This window comes from Enterobacter asburiae, assembly GCF_008080435.1.
Taxonomy (GTDB): domain Bacteria; phylum Pseudomonadota; class Gammaproteobacteria; order Enterobacterales; family Enterobacteriaceae; genus Enterobacter; species Enterobacter asburiae_C.
In genome coordinates, this window is sequence record NZ_VRKN01000004.1 from 213,465 (window position 1) to 229,645 (window position 16,181).

18 protein-coding genes and 2 tRNA genes are annotated in these 16,181 nt (G+C 55.4%); 11 read left to right on the plus strand and 9 right to left on the minus strand.

Annotated features, from left to right (window positions below):
• The first annotated feature begins 92 nt into the window (after positions 1–92).
• Both punC and cfa read left to right on the plus strand, forming a co-directional pair.
• On the plus strand, positions 93–1,292 hold the full coding sequence (gene punC, locus FU672_RS09675) for a purine nucleoside transporter PunC (RefSeq protein ID WP_148243093.1): 1,200 nt from the start codon (positions 93–95) through the stop codon (positions 1,290–1,292).
• Between the two features lie 298 nt (positions 1,293–1,590).
• A complete protein-coding gene (gene cfa / locus FU672_RS09680; protein ID WP_148243094.1) occupies positions 1,591–2,739 on the plus strand; it encodes a cyclopropane fatty acyl phospholipid synthase in 1,149 nt (382 codons plus the stop codon).
• 31 nt (positions 2,740–2,770) lie between these two features.
• On the opposite strand, the gene FU672_RS09685 is transcribed toward cfa, so the two are convergent.
• The gene (locus FU672_RS09685) at positions 2,771–3,409 is read right to left on the minus strand and encodes a riboflavin synthase subunit alpha (RefSeq protein ID WP_148243095.1); all 639 of its coding nucleotides are present in this window, start codon (positions 3,407–3,409) and stop codon (positions 2,771–2,773) included.
• Between the two features lie 225 nt (positions 3,410–3,634).
• Between FU672_RS09685 and mdtK the strand changes: the two genes are divergently transcribed.
• The 4 genes from mdtK to FU672_RS09705 all read left to right on the plus strand — a co-directional run bounded on the left by mdtK (position 3,635) and on the right by FU672_RS09705 (position 7,033).
• On the plus strand, positions 3,635–5,008 hold the full coding sequence (gene mdtK / locus FU672_RS09690) for an MdtK family multidrug efflux MATE transporter (RefSeq protein ID WP_148243096.1): 1,374 nt from the start codon (positions 3,635–3,637) through the stop codon (positions 5,006–5,008).
• Positions 5,009–5,161: 153 nt separating this feature from the next.
• Positions 5,162–5,238: transfer RNA gene (locus tag FU672_RS09695), tRNA-Val, on the plus strand.
• A gap of 4 nt (positions 5,239–5,242) precedes the next feature.
• A tRNA-Val gene (locus tag FU672_RS09700) sits at positions 5,243–5,319 on the plus strand.
• A 118-nt stretch (positions 5,320–5,437) separates the two neighbouring features.
• Positions 5,438–7,033 carry an FAD-NAD(P)-binding protein gene (locus tag FU672_RS09705; RefSeq protein ID WP_148243097.1) on the plus strand — a complete coding sequence of 532 codons (1,596 nt, stop codon included), beginning with the start codon at positions 5,438–5,440 and terminating at the stop codon, positions 7,031–7,033.
• Between the two features lie 28 nt (positions 7,034–7,061).
• On the opposite strand, the gene FU672_RS09710 is transcribed toward FU672_RS09705, so the two are convergent.
• Together FU672_RS09710 and FU672_RS09715 are read right to left on the minus strand one after the other, a co-directional pair.
• On the minus strand, positions 7,062–7,697 hold the full coding sequence (locus FU672_RS09710; RefSeq protein ID WP_148243098.1) for a carbonic anhydrase: 636 nt from the start codon (positions 7,695–7,697) through the stop codon (positions 7,062–7,064).
• Positions 7,698–7,769: 72 nt separating this feature from the next.
• Positions 7,770–8,552: an MBL fold metallo-hydrolase gene (locus tag FU672_RS09715; protein WP_148243099.1), complete on the minus strand. Its 783-nt coding sequence runs from the start codon at positions 8,550–8,552 to the stop codon at positions 7,770–7,772.
• Between the two features lie 125 nt (positions 8,553–8,677).
• Here FU672_RS09715 and FU672_RS09720 point away from each other — a divergent pair, with 125 nt between their 5' ends.
• Positions 8,678–8,818 carry a hypothetical protein gene (locus FU672_RS09720; RefSeq protein ID WP_003857665.1) on the plus strand — a complete coding sequence of 47 codons (141 nt, stop codon included), beginning with the start codon at positions 8,678–8,680 and terminating at the stop codon, positions 8,816–8,818.
• A gap of 148 nt (positions 8,819–8,966) precedes the next feature.
• Here the strand turns inward: FU672_RS09720 and FU672_RS09725 are convergent, their stop codons facing one another.
• The 4 genes from FU672_RS09725 to FU672_RS24855 all read right to left on the minus strand — a co-directional run bounded on the left by FU672_RS09725 (position 8,967) and on the right by FU672_RS24855 (position 11,744).
• The gene (locus FU672_RS09725) at positions 8,967–9,449 is read right to left on the minus strand and encodes a GlcG/HbpS family heme-binding protein (RefSeq protein ID WP_148243100.1); all 483 of its coding nucleotides are present in this window, start codon (positions 9,447–9,449) and stop codon (positions 8,967–8,969) included.
• Positions 9,450–9,527: 78 nt separating this feature from the next.
• Entirely contained in the window at positions 9,528–10,151 is a 624-nt protein-coding gene (locus FU672_RS09730) for a response regulator transcription factor (protein WP_148243101.1), read from the minus strand.
• Positions 10,144–11,469, minus strand: coding sequence for a sensor histidine kinase (locus FU672_RS09735; protein ID WP_148243102.1), 1,326 nt, complete (start codon positions 11,467–11,469; stop codon positions 10,144–10,146). The genes FU672_RS09730 and FU672_RS09735 overlap by 8 nt, the downstream gene beginning before the upstream one ends.
• A 107-nt stretch (positions 11,470–11,576) precedes the next feature.
• A complete protein-coding gene (locus tag FU672_RS24855) occupies positions 11,577–11,744 on the minus strand; it encodes a hypothetical protein (RefSeq protein ID WP_013096943.1) in 168 nt (55 codons plus the stop codon).
• Positions 11,745–11,989: 245 nt separating this feature from the next.
• On the opposite strand from FU672_RS24855, the gene FU672_RS09740 reads away from it, so the two are divergent.
• From FU672_RS09740 to FU672_RS09755, 4 genes are read left to right on the plus strand one after another with little or no spacing between them, the layout of a single operon-like run.
• Positions 11,990–12,820, plus strand: a complete 831-nt coding sequence (locus FU672_RS09740) for an ABC transporter substrate-binding protein (protein WP_187360794.1) — start codon at positions 11,990–11,992, stop codon at positions 12,818–12,820.
• A 2-nt stretch (positions 12,821–12,822) separates the two neighbouring features.
• On the plus strand, positions 12,823–13,638 hold the full coding sequence (locus FU672_RS09745; protein WP_148243103.1) for an amino acid ABC transporter ATP-binding protein: 816 nt from the start codon (positions 12,823–12,825) through the stop codon (positions 13,636–13,638).
• Positions 13,638–14,384: an amino acid ABC transporter permease gene (locus FU672_RS09750; RefSeq protein ID WP_148243104.1), complete on the plus strand. Its 747-nt coding sequence runs from the start codon at positions 13,638–13,640 to the stop codon at positions 14,382–14,384. The genes FU672_RS09745 and FU672_RS09750 overlap by 1 nt, the downstream gene beginning before the upstream one ends.
• Positions 14,368–15,054, plus strand: a complete 687-nt coding sequence (locus tag FU672_RS09755; protein WP_010430258.1) for an amino acid ABC transporter permease — start codon at positions 14,368–14,370, stop codon at positions 15,052–15,054. The genes FU672_RS09750 and FU672_RS09755 overlap by 17 nt, the downstream gene beginning before the upstream one ends.
• On the opposite strand, the gene fumD is transcribed toward FU672_RS09755, so the two are convergent.
• Together fumD and FU672_RS09765 are read right to left on the minus strand one after the other, a co-directional pair.
• Positions 15,035–15,244 (minus strand): fumarate hydratase FumD, encoded by a 210-nt coding sequence (gene fumD, locus FU672_RS09760; RefSeq protein WP_008500615.1) that lies wholly within the window; start codon positions 15,242–15,244, stop codon positions 15,035–15,037. The genes FU672_RS09755 and fumD overlap by 20 nt on opposite strands.
• A 110-nt stretch (positions 15,245–15,354) precedes the next feature.
• Complete coding sequence (locus tag FU672_RS09765; RefSeq protein WP_148243105.1) at positions 15,355–16,167, minus strand: MetQ/NlpA family ABC transporter substrate-binding protein; 813 nt, start codon at positions 16,165–16,167, stop codon at positions 15,355–15,357.
• Between the last annotated feature and the right edge of the window lie 14 nt (positions 16,168–16,181).

Here is a 16,181-nt window from a genome sequence, read left to right on the forward strand (position 1 = left end):
ACGCACCCGCCAAATATTAGCGTTTCACAAGCGACTTTGCACTCCTTACACTCAGCGCCAATGTATACCTGCCTCCTCAGGAGAATAAAATAATGCAACCCAGGAACGGTTTTTTAGTCTGGCTCGGCGGCTTAAGCGTGCTGGGCTTTTTGGCCACCGATATGTACCTGCCGGCGTTTGCCGCCATGCAGGAAGATTTGCAAACCCCTGCTGCTGCCATCAGCGCCAGCCTGAGTTTGTTCCTCGCCGGTTTTGCTTTCGCACAGCTGCTCTGGGGACCGCTCTCGGATCGCTTTGGTCGTAAACCGGTACTGTTGCTGGGCCTGGCCATTTTTGCCGTGGGCTGTCTGGGGATGTTATGGGTACGTGATGCCACCTGGCTGCTGGTGCTGCGTTTTATTCAGGCTGTGGGCGTCTGTGCCGCGGCCGTGACCTGGCAGGCGCTGGTCACCGACTACTACCCGGCTAACCGCACAAACCGTATTTTCGCCACTATTATGCCGCTGGTGGGTCTCTCACCTGCCCTCGCCCCCCTGCTGGGTAGCTGGATCCTCGCGCATTTCGACTGGCAGGCCATCTTCGCCACGCTGTTTGCCATTACCCTGGTACTGATGCTGCCGGCGTTCGCCCTCAAGCCCGCGCATAAAAAAGAAGCGCATGCTGACGCGAAGCCGATTACCTTCACTTCCCTGCTCAGCACCAAGGCGTATCGCGGTAATGTCCTGATCTATGCCGCCTGCTCGGCAAGCTTCTTCGCGTGGCTCACCGGCTCGCCGTTCATTCTGCACGATATGGGCTACAGCCCGGCAGCCATCGGCCTGAGCTATGTTCCGCAGACTATCGCGTTCCTGGTGGGCGGGTACGGCTGCCGCGCGGCGCTGCAAAAGTGGGAAGGTCAGCAGATGCTGCCGTGGCTGCTGGTGCTGTATGCGCTGAGCGTCATCGGGACCTGGGCCGTTGGCTTTATTCCGGGTGCCGGTCTGGCCGAAATTTTGATCCCATTCTGCGTTATGGCCGTCGCGAACGGGGCGATTTACCCTATTGTTGTGGCCCAGGCGCTGCGTCCGTTCCCGCAGGCGACAGGCCGCGCCGCCGCGCTGCAGAATACCCTGCAGCTGGGACTGTGCTTCCTGGCAAGTCTGGTGGTCTCGGCGCTGATTGCCACGCCGCTCCTGACCACCACCAGCGTGATGCTGGTGACCGTTGCGCTGGCGCTGATGGGTTATCGCATGCAGGCAGCCGCGCAGCGTGAGCAGGCTAACCGCGCTCAGGTTGAAACCTCACATGCCTGATTGCGCCAGAAATCATGTTACATTTCAGTGATTAGGTTGCTAAGAATTTTATATTGAATCACCAAATTTTGAGGCCTATACTAAATTTGGTTCGATTAAATACGATAAATATTAAGTGTTAACGGGAGCCGGAGTGCTCCCGTTTTACCATGGAAGGCATTTCGGCAAGGGTTATCTCCCTTCCTCTGTTCTACGTCGGATACTAGCCTCGCGGTATTTACCGTGAGATTTCTCACAAACCAAAAAAAGCGTCTACGCTGTTTTAAGGTTCTGATCACAGTAGGGTGATGGAGAAGCTATGAGTTCATCGTGTATAGAAGAAGTCAGCGTTCCGGACGATAACTGGTCCCGGATCGTCAGTGAACTGTTAGGTCGAGCAGGCATCACTATCAATGGATCATCGCCATCCGATCCTCAGGTTAAACATCCCGACTTTTTTAAACGCGTATTGCGAGAGGGATCGTTAGGCCTGGGAGAAAGCTATATGGACGGCTGGTGGGAGTGCGAACGTCTGGATACCTTTTTCGCCAGCGTGTTGCGTGCCGGTCTTGAAAATCAACTTCCTCGCAATCTGAAAGACACCCTGCGTGTCGCCTCTGCCCGACTGTTCAATCTGCAAAGTAAAAAACGCGCGTGGATCGTTGGCAAAGAACACTACGATCTTGGCAACGACCTGTTCAGCCGTATGCTGGACCCTTTCATGCAATACTCCTGCGCCTACTGGAAAGACGCGTCGACGCTTGAAGAGGCCCAGCAGGCCAAGCTGCGTCTGATTAGCGAGAAGCTACAGCTACAGCCCGGTATGCGCGTGCTGGATATCGGCTGTGGCTGGGGTGGGCTGGCGTATTTTATGGCGAAGCACTATGGCGTCAGCGTCGTCGGCGTCACGATTTCAGCGGAACAGCAAAAAATGGCGCGGGAGCGCTGCCAGGGTCTCGATGTGGATATCCGGCTGCAGGATTACCGTGACCTGAACGAACAGTTTGACCGGATTGTTTCCGTCGGCATGTTCGAGCACGTAGGGCCGAAAAACTACGATACCTACTTTGAGGTGGTGGATCGTAATCTGAAGCCGGACGGCATCTTCCTGCTGCACACCATCGGCTCTAAGCGGACCGACAATAACGTTGACCCGTGGATCAACAAATACATCTTTCCGAATGGCTGTTTACCGTCCGTTCGCCAGATTGCCAACGCCAGTGAACCCCATTTTGTGATGGAAGACTGGCATAACTTTGGCGCGGATTACGACACCACATTGATGGCATGGCATGCGCGTTTTCAGGAGACCTGGCCAGAGATTGCGGACAACTATTCTGAACGATTCAAGCGGATGTTTAGCTATTATCTGAATGCCTGTGCGGGGGCGTTTCGCGCACGGGATATTCAGCTCTGGCAGGTGGTATTCAGCCGTGGGATTGAACACGGATTACGTGTCGCACGCTAAAAAAATAACCCCGGATACCCGGGGTTATTTTTTATTCTTCTGTGGCCTTTATTATTGCGGCTTCTTTTGCTGCCAGCACACGCTCAACCGTATCCACGACCGCCTGGGTTTGCGGATCGATTTCGATATTCACGCGATGCCCCAGTTTTTTGTCGCCCAGCGTGGTGCGCTGCAGCGTTTCGGGAATTAAATGCACGCAAAAACGCGTTGGCGTCACTTCCCCCACCGTCAGACTAATCCCATCAATGCCAATAAATCCTTTATACAGGATGTATTTCATTAATGAAGGATCCTGCATTTTAAACCAGATTTGACGGTTATTTTCCGAGGTCACAATTTTTGCGACTTCAGCGGTGGTCATGATGTGGCCCGACATCAGGTGGCCGCCAATCTCATCGCTAAACTTCGCCGCCCGCTCAACGTTGACGGTATCCCCCACCACCAATTCGCCCAGGTTGGTGATGCGCAGCGTCTCTTTCATTAAATCAAAGCTAATCTGGTTACCGTTAATTTCGGTGACGGTCAGGCAGCAGCCGTTATGGGCAATCGACGCGCCGGTTTCAATGCCCTCAAGCATATATTCCGGCAGCTCAACAACATGAGTACGGAAATTAGGTTTTTCATCAATGGACACCACTTTGGCGGTGCCCTGCACAATACCAGTAAACATGCTTACAACTCCTGTTTTCTCCGGACGGTGTTGACACCGTTTAATCCCACCACAATAACAGTTGGAAAAACAGGTTGCCAGCGGAGCGCATTTTCTGGCGATTTTTTCACTAGATAAATAGCTAAAGCCCGCTACAATAGCTGGCATCCCCCTGCATTTTCTTCTTGCTGCCAGTTACGGCGGCTTTTTTAGTCTCTCAAATAACTACAATATAAAGGTGTTCACGTGCAGAAGTACATGAATGAAGCGCGCCAGTTATTGGCACTGGCTATACCAGTGATCATCGCGCAAGTGGCCCAGACCGCAATGGGATTTGTGGATACGGTAATGGCAGGTGGCTACAGCGCCACCGATATGGCGGCCGTTGCTATCGGCACGTCAATCTGGCTTCCGGCTATCCTGTTCGGCCACGGTCTGCTGCTCGCACTCACGCCTGTTATCGCTCAGCTCAATGGCTCGGGTCGTCGCGAGCGCATTGCCCATCAGGTCCGTCAGGGTTTCTGGCTGGCAGGGTTTGTCTCGGTGCTGATCATGGTCGTGCTCTGGAACGCGGGCCATATCATTCGCGCTATGCATAACATTGACCCGGCACTGGCGGATAAAGCCGTAGGCTATCTGCGCGCTCTGCTCTGGGGTGCGCCTGGCTACCTCTTTTTCCAGGTGGCACGTAACCAGTGTGAGGGCCTGGCGAAAACCAAGCCCGGGATGGTAATGGGCTTTATCGGTTTGCTGGTCAATATTCCGGTGAACTATATCTTTATTTACGGTCATTTCGGGATGCCGGAGCTGGGCGGCGTTGGCTGCGGCGTGGCGACGGCAGCCGTTTACTGGGTGATGTTCTTCTCGATGATCACCTTTGTAAAACGCGCCCGTTCCATGCGCGATATTCGCAACGAGAACAGATTTAGCACGCCGGACTGGAACATCATGACGCGTCTGGTGCAGTTAGGGTTGCCGATTGCCCTGGCGCTGTTCTTTGAGGTGACCCTGTTTGCCGTGGTCGCTCTGCTGGTCTCCCCGCTGGGTATTGTGAATGTGGCCGGGCACCAGATTGCGCTGAACTTCAGTTCCCTGATGTTCGTCCTGCCAATGTCGCTGGCGGCGGCAGTAACGATTCGCGTGGGCTTCCGCCTGGGCCAGGGCTCAACGCTGGATGCACAAACGGCCGCCCGGACCGGGCTAGGCGTCGGCGTCTGCATGGCTGTCTGTACGGCGCTCTTTACCGTTACATTACGCGAGCAGATTGCCCTGCTCTATAACGACAACCCGGAAGTGGTCATGCTGGCATCGCACCTGATGCTGCTGGCCGCGATTTACCAGATTTCTGACTCCATCCAGGTGATTGGCAGCGGCGTGCTGCGCGGATATAAAGACACGCGTTCCATCTTCTTTATCACCTTAATCGCCTATTGGGTGCTGGGGTTGCCGGCTGGCTACATCCTGGCGCTTACCGATCTGGTGGTGGATCGCATGGGTCCGGCAGGGTTCTGGATGGGCTTTATCATCGGCCTGACGTCGGCGGCGATTATGATGATGATGCGAATGCGCTTCCTGCAACGCCAGCCATCAACGGTCATTTTGCAACGCGCTGCACGTTAACGACGCAGTAGCCGCCACCTGGCGGCTACTTTCTCTTCACTTTGCGCGGTAATAAAGCAATCGCGTGAAATCAGAGAGAAAAATGCATTTTCCCTCTTGCCTCATTGGTACTCTGCCGCTAATATTCGTCCCCGTTGTCACCGACAACACGTTGCGTTCATAGCTCAGTTGGTTAGAGCACCACCTTGACATGGTGGGGGTCGTTGGTTCGAGTCCAATTGAACGCACCATTCTGCGTCCGTAGCTCAGTTGGTTAGAGCACCACCTTGACATGGTGGGGGTCGGTGGTTCGAGTCCACTCGGACGCACCATTTCAGTCCTGAAATGGTGCAAATCCTCTTCTGATATCCTGAATTTTCCTAATCCCTTATTTTCATCATTATTCTCCTGCTACGCTTTTCTTATGGAAAAAAAACAGGAAGACCGTCGATGAAGAAAATCGCGATTATCGGCTCCGGCCCCACAGGGATTTATACTTTTTATCATCTCCTTAAAAACAGCACGCCGCTCTCAGTTTCCATCTTTGAACAATCCGAAGACGCTGGCGTGGGTATGCCCTATAACGACGACGATAACTCTCGTCTGATGCTGGCGAACATTGCGAGCATTGAAATCCCGCCGCTATTTATGACCTACCTCGACTGGCTTAAGGGCCAGAGCGAAACCCATCTGGCACGCTTTAAGGTTGATAAAACCCGTTTGCATGACCGACAGTTCCTGCCCCGGCTCCTGCTGGGTGAGTATTTCCGCGACAGCTTTCGGTCAATCGTAAAAGAGGCTAAAAAACGGGGATTTCAGGTTGATATCCATGAATCCGCCGAGGTCACCGATATCGTGCCCACGAAAGAAGGCGTCACGCTTTCCATCAACGACAGCGCCTTTCCTGAACGCTTCGATCTTGTGGTTATCGCCACCGGCCACGTCTGGCCAGAAGAGGATGAAGCCACGCGAACGTTCTTCCCAAGCCCATGGTCCGGTCTGATGGACGCCAGTATTCCTCCCTGCCGCGTCGGTATTATGGGGACATCGTTAAGCGGTCTCGACGCGGCCATGGCGGTCGTGATGCAGCACGGTGCCTTTCGCGACGATAAATTCGTGCTGGATAAAGGCAGCGACGCGTTGAAGATTGTCCTGATGTCCCGTTCGGGTATTCTGCCGGAAGCCGATTTTTACTGTCCTATACCTTACGAACCGTTGTCGGTATTGACCGAACGCGTGGCTGAAAGCGAGATTGCCAAAGGATCGGATGGCCTGCTCGATCGCATCTTTACCCTGATGGTCAAAGAGCTTCAGCTCGCTGACCCGATGTGGTGCGAGAAAATGTCTCTGCATAAGCAGAATGCGGACAGCATTCGTGAGGCCTGGTTTGAGGATCGTAAACGGCACGGTCCCTTTACCTGGGCGGAAGATAACCTCAAAGAAGTTGAGAAAAACAAACGCGAACGGCGCACCGTAGCCTGGCGCTATACCGTGCTTCGGCTACATGAGGTGGTTCAGGAGATTGTTCCCCACCTCAACGAAGAGGACAGAGAGCGCTTCAAACAAGGGCTGGCCAGGGTATTTATCGACAACTATGCGGCCATTCCTCCGCAGTCTATCCGCAGGCTGCTCGCGCTTCGCGAAGCCGGCATCATTAGCGTGGCGGCGCTCGGTGACGATTACACGCTGGATGTTGGCAGCGATCGAACGGTGATAACCACAGAAGAAACCGTTTACCGTTTTGACGTTTTTATTGATGCGCGCGGGCAAAAGCCGCTCAAAACGAAAGATCTGCCCTTCCCAACGCTGCGCAAACAGCTGGAAGCAACGGGTGAAGAGATACCCGACATCGGCGAGGATTACACCTTAAAAGCGCCTGACACCGTTCGCGGGCGCATCGCCTTCGGCGCGATACCGTGGCTGATGCACGATCGTCCCTTCGTTCAGGGGCTGGCGGAGTGTGCAGAGATTGCAGAAGCAATGGCGAAGGCGGCGGAAAAACCCGCGTCGGGATCGCGGCGGAGATTACCGTGCATTGAGAACTGACAGGGCTTCCATGCCCTGCTGTCGGTGATTACTCGAAGAAGACTTCCGGGTTTTCAGACAGCGAAACGAAGGTTTTCGTCGCTTTATCCAGTGCGAGGATTTCGCCGCTTTCAATGTCGTACACCCAGCCGTGCAGTCGGATGGAATGATTACGCAGGCCCACCGCGACGGACGGATGGGTCTTAATGTTGCTCAGTTGCGCAAACACATTCTCCTGCACCATCGCATTGACTTTATCGATCGGCTTATCCCAGGTTTTCTTCTCAACCACGGCTTTCGCCGCGTCGGAATAGCGCAGCCAGTGTGACACAGCAGGCATCGGCTCCAGGTTCGCGTTATCGGCAATCGCCTTCATCGCGCCACAGTTGGAGTGACCACAAATCACGATATCCGTTACGCCCAGCGCCACAACGGCGTATTCGATGGTTGCGGACACACCGCCTGGCTCGGGTCCGAACGGCGGCACAATGTTACCAGCATTACGAATGACAAAGAGTTGTCCTGGCTCTTGCTGGGTGACCAGTTCCGGGACCAGACGGCTGTCGGAGCATGAGATGAACAGCGCTTTGGGATTCTGGCTGGACGCTAAACTGCGGAAGAGTTCTTTACGTTGCGGGAAAATCTCTTTTTGAAAGCTGAGAAAACCTTCAATGATATGTTGCATAGCAATGTCTCTTTTATCTGTTTTAGTTTAGGTATGATCGAGATCACACTCGTAAAGTTTACCCATCGTGGTTTACTTCAGACAAGCAATATATTTCTGGCCCGACCGCTGCACAATCTCGTCCGCGAAGGCCTGGATGTTCTGCCCTTCGAACGCGCCGTAAAGACGTTCAAACGTTCTACCTTCCAGATAACTCACGACCGACGCCACGGTGCGGGCCGGCAGCGGGAGATAATTCGGGTAGCTCCACATAAACGAGACGGCGTCTTTACCCGGCGTGACCTGCAGAATATCGCCCGCCAGCAATACGCCGTCACCTTCCTGCCAGTGCAACACGGTTCCACCGGCAAAATGCCCGCCCAGACGCAGCAAGGTGACCAACGGGAAAATCTCCAGCGCATCTCCCTCCCAGAAATGAATGGCCGGGCTGTCGCGCATGACCCACTCTCTGTCGCTGGCGTGCAGGTACACCGGCGCATCAAACGCCGCAGCCCACTCCTGCATCGTGGTGTAATAGTGCGGATGTGAAATCGCGATCGCGCTGATGCCGCCGAGGGCGGTAATGAGCGTTGTGGTTGCGGGGTCGAGGTTGGCGATGCAGTCCCAGAGAAGATTGCCGTGAGGCGTTTGCAGGAGCAGAGCCCGCTGGTTGATGGCAAACGCAGGCACCGTTTTGATCCCGAACAGCCGCGGTTCCAGCTGCTGCCATTTGTTGGTATGCGTGGCGGTGACGGTGTCGAGATCGGTCCACGCCTGGCCCGTGGCGGGCACATACTGGCGTTCATCCTCGCAAATTGGGCACCTGTCCTGCTGCGTATCGTAGGCGGTTCCACAGGTTTTACAGAGTGTAATCATGTGCTCTCCTCAGCGATAAAGCACTGAGTATGGCAGGGATTATCCTTATGTGCTGCGAGGTACATTGCTGGCTTTTTTTGCCCTATACTGTGCCAGTATCAAAAACTGAACAGAGCAGGTGCCACATGGAAATTGATCTCGATAACTTAGTCTTTAACGGTCTGGATGAAGCCGAAGAGCGTAATGCGGAACGTCTGGACGATGCAGACAAAAAAGCGCAGGCGATTGTCGCCGACGACGATTGCGGCGATGCCTGCAAGATCTGATTAAAAAGCACCGGCAAGCCGGTGCTTTCAGACTGCTGATAACGTGCATTTTGTGAGTTTCGCCCGGCGGCGCTACGCTTGCACGGGCCTACGGTCCTGTAGGTCGGGTAAGCGCAGCGTCACCCGGCAAGAAAGACGGCTACATTGTTTATGACTTTTTCAACCCGTCAATGGCTGCCTGAGCGCAGGCTTCATCAAGATGACCGCCCGGCGCACCGCCGATTCCAATCGCCCCAATCACCTCATCCCCCTCTTTCACCGGCAGGCCCCCCGCCAGCAGCAGGAAGCCCGGGACGTCACGCATATTTTGTGCGCCCGCATTGCTCTGCGCCGCCTCCATCACTTTACCTGACGCATTCTTTGCGCTGAGCGCCGTGTAGGCTTTCATTTCACTGGCTTTGACCGTGTGCGGACCGGCATTGTCCGTGCGCTGTACCGCCTTTACCACGCCCGCACGGTCAACCACGGTGACCGTTACCTGGTAATTTTTTGCCGTACACGCCTGAATAGCGGACGTTGCCAGCGCATTCGCCTGCGCCAATGAGAGATTCTTTTGATTCAGCGTATCGGCCTGTGCCGCGAGACTCAGGCTACCCGCGGCCAGTGCCGCAACCATCATTATTTTTTTCATCGCACATCCTCGCGTGTTGGGAGACACATCAGAGGTTACTCAGCCGCACGATGAAACGGTATTCGGTTGATTACGCACTCATCCTGGTAGTTCTACGGATTGCAATTTATCGTATTCCCGGATTGCCTGGACTAAGCTATTGACGCCAAGCTTGGTAAATGCCGCCGCGCGGTGCGCTTCAACCGTTCGCGGCGAGAGGTTCAGCCGTGCAGCCGCTTCCTTATTGCTGAGTCCTTCCATCAGCTCACCCAGCACTTCATGCTCCCGCGCGGTCAACTGCGCGAAACGCGCCTTAACCCGGGACGTTTCCTGCCAGTCGGCAAAGCGGCGCTGGCTTTCCTGGAAGGCCTGTGCCACCGTTTCGATAAGTTTGTCAGCATCCAGCGGCTTGGTGAAAAACTCAAAGACGCCGTTACGAAATGCCCGGCGGCAGGCGTCAACGGTACCGTGACCGGTCATGATAATCACCGGCAAGAGGGGCCAGGGCCACTTGCCCTCTTCCAGCCAGGCGAGTCCGCCTTTGCCTGGCATACGCATATCCAGCAGCATACACCCCACCAGCGCCGTCTCCTGTGAATGGGTTGCGATAAAGGCATCGACACTTTCATACGTCTTTACCGACCAGCCCATGCCCGAAAGCAAAAACGTCATCGACTCTCTGATGGATTCATCATCATCAATCAGCCAGACTGTCTTATCCATCCGTCGTCTCCTTTCCGTGCGCCAGCAGTAGTCGGATCTGCGCCCCGCCCTGCGGCGCATTGCCCAGCGTAATTGAGCCATTCATACGCGTCATTAATGACTCCGTTAAGGTCATACCCAGACCGATCCCCACGTCTCTGCCGCTGTAAAACGGCATGAAGGCATTCTGTAGCGCCTCCGGGCTAAAGCCAGGGCCGCCGTCGGTGACAGTGATCAGGACGCCGCTCTCGTTTTTCCGACTCTCAATCTTTACCCAACCGGCAGCATCCGGCTGCTGAGCCTGAATCGCATTGCTGAGAAGGTTATGCAGCACCTGCTCCAGCCAGAGACGGTCTGCCAGCACCGTCGTTGCCCCCGGAGCAAACGCATGGCTGACCGTAATATGTTCGGCTCTGCGCTCATGCTCAAGCAGTTTTACCACCTGCAGCCAACAGTGCACCAGATCGGTTTCACGCAGGGTCACCTTCTCCTCTACAACGTGTTCGCGAAAACGGGTCAGCAAGGCGCTTATTCGCTGCATTTGCGTTAGCGTAGCCGAAAGCGCCTTCGACACGGCCTGCCCGTTGTCCTGTTGCAGCTGGCGTTGTGCCCCCTGGATCCACGTCTGCGCAGCGGTAAGCGGCTGGTTTATCTCATGCACAATGCCAGCGGTGATTTCCCCCAGGGTATTGAGTCTGGCGTGCTGATAATAGATCGCCCTTTGCTCAGCATCTTTACGTGCTTTACGCTGCCAAAGCACCACGCTCGCCAGCGCAATCATTATCCCCCATCCGATAAAAAGTAAGGGATAAAGAAGCCCGTTGACGCCAAGCCAGTCCGGCTGTGAATCAGCCTCCAGCGTAAAAGGTTGAGTATGCTGCGGGAAGGTGCGTTGCCAGTGCCAGAAGGCACCAGACGCCTGCGCGTTACCGTTCGGCGTAAAACGGATCGCGAGAAGCGTAAAGGGATGATGTGCAGTCAGGATGGGACCGAGGTCTACCAGCATGCGGATCTGACGCCAGGGGTTGTAAAGCCAGTACTGAACCTCGCGGGCAGGCTCAACACGCGGCGCATCAAGCGCGCGTGCCGTTGTTTTTTCCAGGGCAAGAAGCTGGGGAAATTTTTTGCGCAGGGCAACGATATCCTCATCGCCATTCAGAAGCGGCAATACGGATTCATTTTGCGTCAGTACCGCGCTTATTTCAGAGAAGAGTGCCGCGAACTCGCGATCGCGCTCCCAGAACTGGCGGCGAATTTGTTCGGCGTAGAGCAGCACGCCGCTGATGAGGCAGACTATCGTCCAGACAATAATGCCACGCTTGAAAAAAGGGTTCTTCATTCCGTTTACTGAGCAGACTCAACCGTCTGTCGACATTACCAGCTATCCGGGGTCAGAACAAAATTCAGCACAGCTCGTTCCAGTACATTTCGCGCGTGCGGCGCAGTTCAGCGTGACGTTTTATCATGGAACCACTCCGGGTCAATGTTGGCAACGTCTACGCCATACAGGCTGGCGACAGGCAGTATTGACTCAAGAACACGTTGCGCGCTGTTCTCCGCATTCGCTGGCCGGGTCGCAAAAAACCGCCGTAACGTGCTGATCCATTTTTTCATCGTCTTACCCTCTCTCGCCGTATCTGCCTTCAGTTAAACACCCAAACGTCGCGCGGGGGAAATACCAAAATCCACTGTCGATGTGCAGGATTTGCAAATAGCACCCCGTTCTTTTCACTCTTCATTAACACCTTGTTCACTAATGCTTTTTTGCTCATAGCAAAGAACGATTTCTTATTTGGCGATAGCTTTCGCTTATGGGAGCGTAACGGGGTAAAACAAAAACAACGGGATGGCGTATGACTATGGCAGCAAATATAAAAGGGTTTACCAAACGGACACTGGTTCTGGGATTACTGGCGGCCGGCAGCCTGCTTTCAGCGCAGGTACAGGCCGATCAGCTGGCGGATATTAAGGCCGCAGGGGTGGTGAAAGTGGCCACGTTTGACGCCAACCCGCCGTTTGGCTCTATTGATGCAAAAACACACGAGATCGTGGGTTACGACGTGGACTTCGCCAAAGCGCTGGCAAAATCGCTCGGCGTGAAGCTTGAACTGGTTGCCACCAATCCGGCTAACCGTATTCCGCTGCTGCAGTCCGGGAAAGCAGACCTGATCGTGGCGGATATCACTATCACCCCGGAACGTGCACAGGTGATTGATTTTTCGACCCCTTATTTTGTCACCGGCCAGCAGTTCCTGGTTCCGGCAAAGTCTCCGGATAAGCTTGATGACTATAGCCGGGCGCGCATTGGCGCGGTCAAAGGAACCACGGGCGAGCAGGCGCTGCACCAGCGTTTCCCGCAGTCACGCGTGCTCTCTTATGACGATATTCCCCTGGCGCTGACGGCACTGCGCAATGGAAACGTGCAGGCCATAACCCAGGACAGCACCATCCTGGCCGGTCTGCTGGCGCAGGCGCCAGATAAAGCGAACTTCAAAATCCTGCCCGATCTGCTCAGTAAAGAAGAGATTGGCGTTGGGGTGAAGAAAGGTGAAACGGCGCTGCTGAAAGCCGTTAACGATGAGCTGGTTAATCTCGAGAAAAGCGGCCAGGCGGCCAAAATCTACGACGTCTGGTTTGGCCCACAAACCGCCTCTCCACAGCCTCGCGCCTTTAAAATAGAAGCCAGGTAATTATGCTCTCAGATTTATTTTCACACTCCGCGGCCGGTGCCGCGGATTTTTCACATCTGGAACACGCCAGCGTCGAGTTTCGTGACGTCGTAAAACGTTACGGCGACCATGAGGTATTAAAAGGCATTAACCTCAGCATTTCTCCGGGTGAAGTGGTGGCGATCCTCGGTCCATCCGGTTCAGGGAAATCGACGTTGATCCGTCTTATCAACCAGCTTGAAACCCTCAGTGACGGCGACATTCTGATTGATAACAAACCCACCGCCCGGCTTGCCACTGCGGCACTGCGCCAGTTACGCAGCCGCGTCGGTTTTGTGTTCCAGCAATTTAACCTTTACGCCCACCTCACCGCCAGCCAGAACATTACCCTGGCGCTGGAGCACGTTCACGGCTGGAAGCCACAGCCTGCCCAGGAGCGCGCGCTAACGCTGCTGGAAAAGGTCGGGATGCGGGAAAAAGCCCATCATTTTCCTGCGCAGCTCTCCGGCGGCCAGCAGCAGCGCGTGGCGATTGCTCGCGCGCTGGCCTCCTCGCCGCAAATCATTCTCTTTGATGAACCGACGTCAGCCCTCGATCCCGAGATGATTGGCGAAGTGTTATATGTGATGAAAGCCCTCGCCCACAGCGGGATCACCATGATTGTGGTGACGCACGAGATGCGGTTTGCCAGGGAGATTGCTGACCGGATCGTCTTTATCGACGGCGGACACATTCTCGAAACCGCCCCGCCTGCGCAATTTTTCAGTCAACCGTCGCATCCACGCGCCCAGCGGTTCCTGCAAAAAGTGCTCGACCCGCTTCACCAGGAGCCGCTGTAATGGCCGCGCTCGACTGGCAGGGAGTGCTGACCGGGCAGCCCCTGCAGTGGATAGTATCCGGTTTTCTCACCACGCTGTGGGTCACGCTCGCGGGCGTGGTACTTGCCACCCTGCTTGCGTTGTTTTTTCTGCTGCTTCGCCTCTCCGCAGGGCGGTTCGGTCATGCCGTCGTCAGCGGCTGGGTCTCGCTGTTTCGCAACACGCCGCTGCTGGTGCAGCTCCTGTTCTGGTACTTCGCCGCCTGGAACGGGCTGCCGCTCGGGTTTCGGGAGGTCGTGAATGCCGATCACGCCTGGTCGATTTTGCCCGGTGACGTCTGGTGGTTCACGCCTGAATTTTTATGTTCTGCCTGGGGGCTGGGCGTGTTCACCTCGGCCTTTTTAATTGAGGAGATTGAGTCCGGGCTGCGTTCCGTCCCCAACGGACAGCGGGAGGCGGCGCTGGCGCAGGGATTTTCTGCCTGGCGGTTATTCCGCTACATTCAGCTGCCGCAAGGACTGGCGAATGCCTGGCAGCCTGTCGTCGGTCAGTATCTCAACCTGATGAAGCTCTCCTCGCTCGCCAGCGGCATTGGCTTTGCCGAACTCACCTATCAGGTGCGGCAGATTGAAAGCTATAACGCGCACGCGCTGGAGGCCTTTACCGTGGGAACCGCACTGTATCTGCTTACCGGCGTGCTAATGGGTATGCTACTGACGCGACTCGGCCCCCGCGCAGGGAGGACTCAGCATGATTGCCGGATTTAACGTGATTGTTGATAACCTGGATTATCTGCTGTGGGGACGTGCTGCTGCGGGTGAACCCGGCGGCGTGTTGCTCTCGCTGCTGATGGCCGCAGGAGCCGCCATACTTGCTCTGCCCTGCGGAATTGCGCTGGCGTGCGCCGCGTGGCGCTATCCCGGGCTTGTGCGTAAGGCGCTGTTCCTGTGGGCAGAGTTGATACGCGGCATTCCGCTCATCTTTGTGATTTTCTGGATGTGGTATCTGCTGCCGCTGATGACCGGCGGCGATCTGCCCGGCGCTCTTACCGTGACGCTGGCGCTGGCCTGGTTCACGGCGGCATCGGTCATGCATTCGGTTCTCGCCGGACTAAACGCGTTGCCCGCCGGGCAGTATGAAGCGGCACTGACTCAGGGATTCAGCACGCGGCAAACCTTGTGGCGCGTGCTGCTCCCGCAGGTGATGCGCAATATTCTGCCGTCGCTGGTGGGGATTTTTATCAGCCTGCTGAAGGATACGTCGCTGGCGTTTATCGTGAACGTACCGGAACTGACCACGGTGGCAGGACAGGTCAACAACCGGGTGCAAATCTACCCGGCGGCCATTTTTATCTTTACGGGCGTGGTCTACTACCTGCTCTGCTGCTCGCTTGAGCAGCTTGCGAAGCGCTGGCGCATTACCCGGCCAGCGCTTTAACCACCGTTTCCATCGCTTCGGTTGTCAATTCACTGCGCTTAACGCGCTGGTTCGCCAGCGCGGTACGCAGGACTCCGGCAATGACAATATGCTTTGGCTCCTGCCCTAAATCACGCATCTCAAGCACCACCTTCCCAACCACCCGGCACATCTCCTGATACAGCGCTTCATCTTTGGTCACGTTACCCATCGTCATCACTCCATTGCCTTTTAAACGTTGAGCTTAAATGATTCTCCTGCCGGATACAAAAAAGAAGCCCGGCGAGAGACTCACCGGGCTTCATCTGTAAAATCAGTAAATTAGTTGTTTACTGGAATGACCGCGCCTTTGTATTTGGTGCGGATCCAGTCCTGAATCTCTTTCGAGTGCAGCACGTCCACCAGCGCGACGATATCTTTCTTCTTCTCGTCACCGCGATGCACGGTAATGATGTTGGCGTACGGGTTATTTTCACCGCTCTCCACCGCAATCGGGTCGTGAACCGGATCCAGACCTGCGTCAATCGCGTAGTTGGCGTTGATCACCACCGCAGCGCCTTCATCGTTGTTGTACATCTGCGGCAGCAGGGACGCTTCAACGTTAGGGGTGAACTGCAGCTTTTTCGGGTTCTCGACGATGTCGCTGATGCGCGCGGTCACTTTATCGATGCCCGGCTTCAGCTTGATCACGCCCTCTTTCTCGAAGATGGAGAGAATTCGGCCCTCTTCAGAAACCGCGTCACGCATGATGATCTTGCCACCCTCCGGCAGGTCTTTCAGCGACTTGTATTTTTTGGAGTAGATGCCGATTGGCTCAATGTGGATCGCGCCTGCACTGACAAAATCGTAGTCTTTATCGCCCGCATGATCTTTCAGCACGCTGTTCAGGTAAGGAATGTGCTGGAAATAGTTCGCGTCGATGTCATGACCCGCCAGCGCGGTGTTCGGCAGAATGTAGTCCTGGAACGGTTTAATCTCCAGGTCGATACCCTGCTTCGCCAGAATCGGCTTTGCCTGCTCCAGAATTTCGGCGTGCGGCGTGTTGGATGCGCCCACGGTCAGGGTGTCGGCCCAGGAGGCGAAGCTCAGGGCGCTCAGGGTTGCGGCGGCGATCAGTGTCAGTGTCTTTTTCATGATGATGGTTCCTG